The following is a 3,028-nucleotide window of genomic DNA, read 5'->3' as shown; positions in this document are numbered from 1 at the left end:
GTTCGGACTGGGGGCGGCCAAGGTCCTGGTCACGCGCCAGAACGTATTCAAGAGCGGCGCCGAGATGCTGCTCATCGGGGGCCTGGCCGCAGTGGTGGCTTACGGGGTGGGTTCCCTCCTGCGAGGCCTCGGGGGCCACGGGTGATGCGGCCCGCAAGCCACGATTCGGATCAACCCTGCTCGGCCCCCGTGCGGATGGCCTGCAGCATCCGTCCGCGGAGGAAACCGCTGAACGGCCGGATCACGGTCCAGTAGGCGCGAAACCTCTTCTTCGACGACGCGTCGGTGGCGCGGACGCGGGTGACGGTCCGGACGACGCAGCCGTCGCCTTCCGGCTCCACGGAGAAGTTCCACACGGCCTTGGCGTATCCGGGCCGGTCGAACGACGCGAACTCGTCCGGATCGATGCGGATGACGCCGCCGCCGGGGGTCCAGAACCTTCCCACCAGGCCCAGGACTATCTCGGCCCCCGGGTGCTCGTCCAGGACCACGAACCCCCATCGAGTGAAGTCGAGCAGCCGCATGGACCCGGTCCCGCGCATGCCGCGCAGCGTCACCAACAGGCGCGATACAAACGAGGAGCCGAACTCGGTCGTGAGGACGGCCTCCCACGTCCGCTGACGATCGGCCCGCACGCGCACCTCGTGGCGCTCCTCGAAGTCCCACTGCGGGAGGTGGCGGTCTATCAGCAAGTCAAGTCCATCTCGTCTCTCCTCGGCCCTGGGCCCGTACCCTGAGCGCAGGATTGGGAGCCCACCGGGTTCCGGAAGACCGGGACCGGTCCTGCTCGCGGCCGGCCACGACAGAGGGTCTCACTTTGAACAACGCAACGCAGGAGGTCGCTCGGCAGTTGGCTGAGACGGTCATCGGGCGGGCACCCGACGACCGGGTCCTGCGTGTCGCGGTCACGGGCATCACCGCCAGCGGCAAGTCCAGCATCGCCACGGCCCTCACCGAAGCGGTCAACGCAGCGGGTGTGTTTTGCCTCCGGCTGCCGGTGGACGGCTTCCACAATCCGCGAGAGGTCCGGTACCGGCGCGGTCGGGAGTCGGCGGAGGGGTACTACCGCGACGCCTACGACTACGACTCGCTGATCAGGCACGTCCTGCGACCCCTGGGCCCCGGCGGCGACTGCACGTATGTGCAGCGGACGTTCGACCTGGAGGCCGAAACCTCCGTGTGGCCGCAGCCGATGAGAGCAGAGCGGGGCAGCATCGCCGTCCTGGATGCGAGCTTTTTGCTTCGTCCGGAGATCCGGGACCTGTTCGACTACAGGGTCTTCGTCCACACGTCCTTTGAGGTCGCCGAGCAGCGGGGCGTCGAGCGCGATCAGGCCGCGCTCGGAGGACCGGACGAGGCGCGGCGGCTGTACCGGCAGAGGTATCACGAGGCGCAGCGCATCTACTTCAGCGAAGCGCAGCCCTGGAAGCACGCGGACGCTCTCGTCGTCAACGAGTATCCGGAGCAACCGATCCTGTTCTTCCGCTCGGCCGCGACGAAACCCTGAGCCGGCCGGCTCAGCCCCCCGCGGTGATCGCGTCCACCTCGGCCCCCTCCTCGTCGGACAGGACCCACCCCGCCGCCTGGGAGTTGGACGTCACCTGCTCGGGCTTGGTCGCTCCCGCGATGACCGACGCGACCATCGGACGCCCCGCCAGCCAGGACATCGCCAGCTCGAGCAGCGTCCGGCCGCGCTCGCTTGCGAACGCCTCCAGCTTCTCCACGATCTCGAAGCTTCGGTCCGACATCAGCTGGGAGACCCGGTCGGGCGCGGCCGTTGCGAGCCTCGTCCCCTCCGGCGGATTCTCCCCCCGGCGGTACTTGCCGGTGAGCATGCCGCTGGCCAACGGGAAGTAGGGGAGAAACGACAGTCCCATCCTCTCGCAGGCGGGTAGCACGTCGGACTCCACCTCCCTGCGCAGCAGGCTGTACTGGCTCTGCTCGCTCACGAACCGCGCCAGCCCCTCGTCACGCGACACGGTATCGGCCTGCTCGATCTGGGCCCCCGAGAAGTTGGAGCAGCCGATCTCGCGCACCTTGCCTGCGCGCACGAGCTCGTCAAGCGTGCCGAGGGTCTCTTCGATCGGGACGTCCGGGTCCGGCGCGTGCATCTGGTACAGGTCGATGACGTCCGTGCCGAGGCGGCGCAGGCTGTCCTCGACAGCGGTGCGGATCCAGCGGGCGCTGCCGCCTTTGCGGTCCGGGCCCATCTCCATGCCGAACTTCGTGGCGATGACGACGTCCGGGCGCCGGGGGCCGAGGGCGCGTCCGAGCAGCTCCTCTGACTCACCCGTGCCGTAGATGTCGGCCGTGTCGAAGAAGTTGATGTCGCACGCAAGCGCCTCGTCCACCACCGCCTTTGTCTGCTGTGCATCGACGCGCCGTCCGAAGTTGTTGCACCCCAGACCGACGACGCTTACCTCAAGGGAGCCGATTGTCCTTTTGTTCATGATGCGATGGTGACATCAAGCGCCAGGGTCAGGCAGCGACAGCCCCCGCCCGCTTTCAGAAACTCGTCCACCGGGGACACTGCGATGTCGAACCCGGCGCGCTCGAGCTCCTTTCCCACGCGCGGCGGGCAGGCCGGCATCACGACCGTGTTCCCGACGACGACGGAGTTGGCGCAGAAAGTCAGCGCCTCCTCCAAGTCCAGCACGATCGGCTCCGGGACCAGCCGGCGCACTACCTCGATGCCGTAGCGGTCCCAGCCGTCGGGGGCGATGATCGCGCGGCGGTCGTCCAGCGGACAGAAGGTCAGATCGACGTGGTAGAAGCGCATGTCGGTCAGCTCCACCGACAGCACCTCGGCCCCCAGGGCGGACGCAAGCTCTGTGTGGGCGGCGAAGTCCGATCGGATCCGGTAGCCGGCCAGCAGCCGTCCGCGGAAGGGCAGCACGTCGCCCGCCCCCTCCAGCCGGAGGCCGGACGGGAACTCCACGAGGTCGAAGCCGCGCTCGCCGAACCACTTCGCGTAGTAGGGCTCCTCGGCCGCGCGCTCTGGGTGCAGAAACCGGCTGACGACGAACTT

The 3,028-nt window shown here is 68.5% G+C and carries 5 protein-coding genes; 2 read left to right on the top strand and 3 right to left on the bottom strand.

What is annotated here, in order from left to right; genetic code table 11:
- The first annotated feature begins 7 nt into the window (after positions 1 to 7).
- Positions 8 to 145, top strand: a complete 138-nt coding sequence (locus tag VNE62_04310) for a hypothetical protein (protein HVE91515.1) — start codon at positions 8 to 10, stop codon at positions 143 to 145.
- Between the two features lie 25 nt (positions 146 to 170).
- Here VNE62_04310 and VNE62_04305 read toward each other — a convergent pair whose 3' ends face one another.
- Positions 171 to 692, bottom strand: a complete 522-nt coding sequence (locus VNE62_04305) for a hypothetical protein (GenBank protein ID HVE91514.1) — start codon at positions 690 to 692, stop codon at positions 171 to 173.
- Positions 693 to 850: 158 nt separating this feature from the next.
- On the opposite strand from VNE62_04305, the gene VNE62_04300 reads away from it, so the two are divergent.
- Complete coding sequence (locus tag VNE62_04300) at positions 851 to 1,507, top strand: hypothetical protein (protein HVE91513.1); 657 nt, start codon at positions 851 to 853, stop codon at positions 1,505 to 1,507.
- Between the two features lie 10 nt (positions 1,508 to 1,517).
- On the opposite strand, the gene VNE62_04295 is transcribed toward VNE62_04300, so the two are convergent.
- Both VNE62_04295 and VNE62_04290 read right to left on the bottom strand, forming a co-directional pair.
- Complete coding sequence (locus tag VNE62_04295) at positions 1,518 to 2,450, bottom strand: aldo/keto reductase (protein ID HVE91512.1); 933 nt, start codon at positions 2,448 to 2,450, stop codon at positions 1,518 to 1,520.
- Positions 2,447 to 3,028, bottom strand: a 582-nt coding sequence (locus VNE62_04290; protein HVE91511.1) for an amidinotransferase, incomplete at its 5' end; no start/stop codon positions are given. The genes VNE62_04295 and VNE62_04290, both read right to left, overlap by 4 nt.

It is taken from the genome of Actinomycetota bacterium (genome assembly GCA_035536535.1).
Classification (GTDB): domain Bacteria; phylum Actinomycetota; class JAICYB01; order JAICYB01; family JAICYB01; genus DATLNZ01.
Note: the sequence above shows the minus strand (reverse complement) of the source record. Positions and strands in the feature narration are given on the sequence as shown.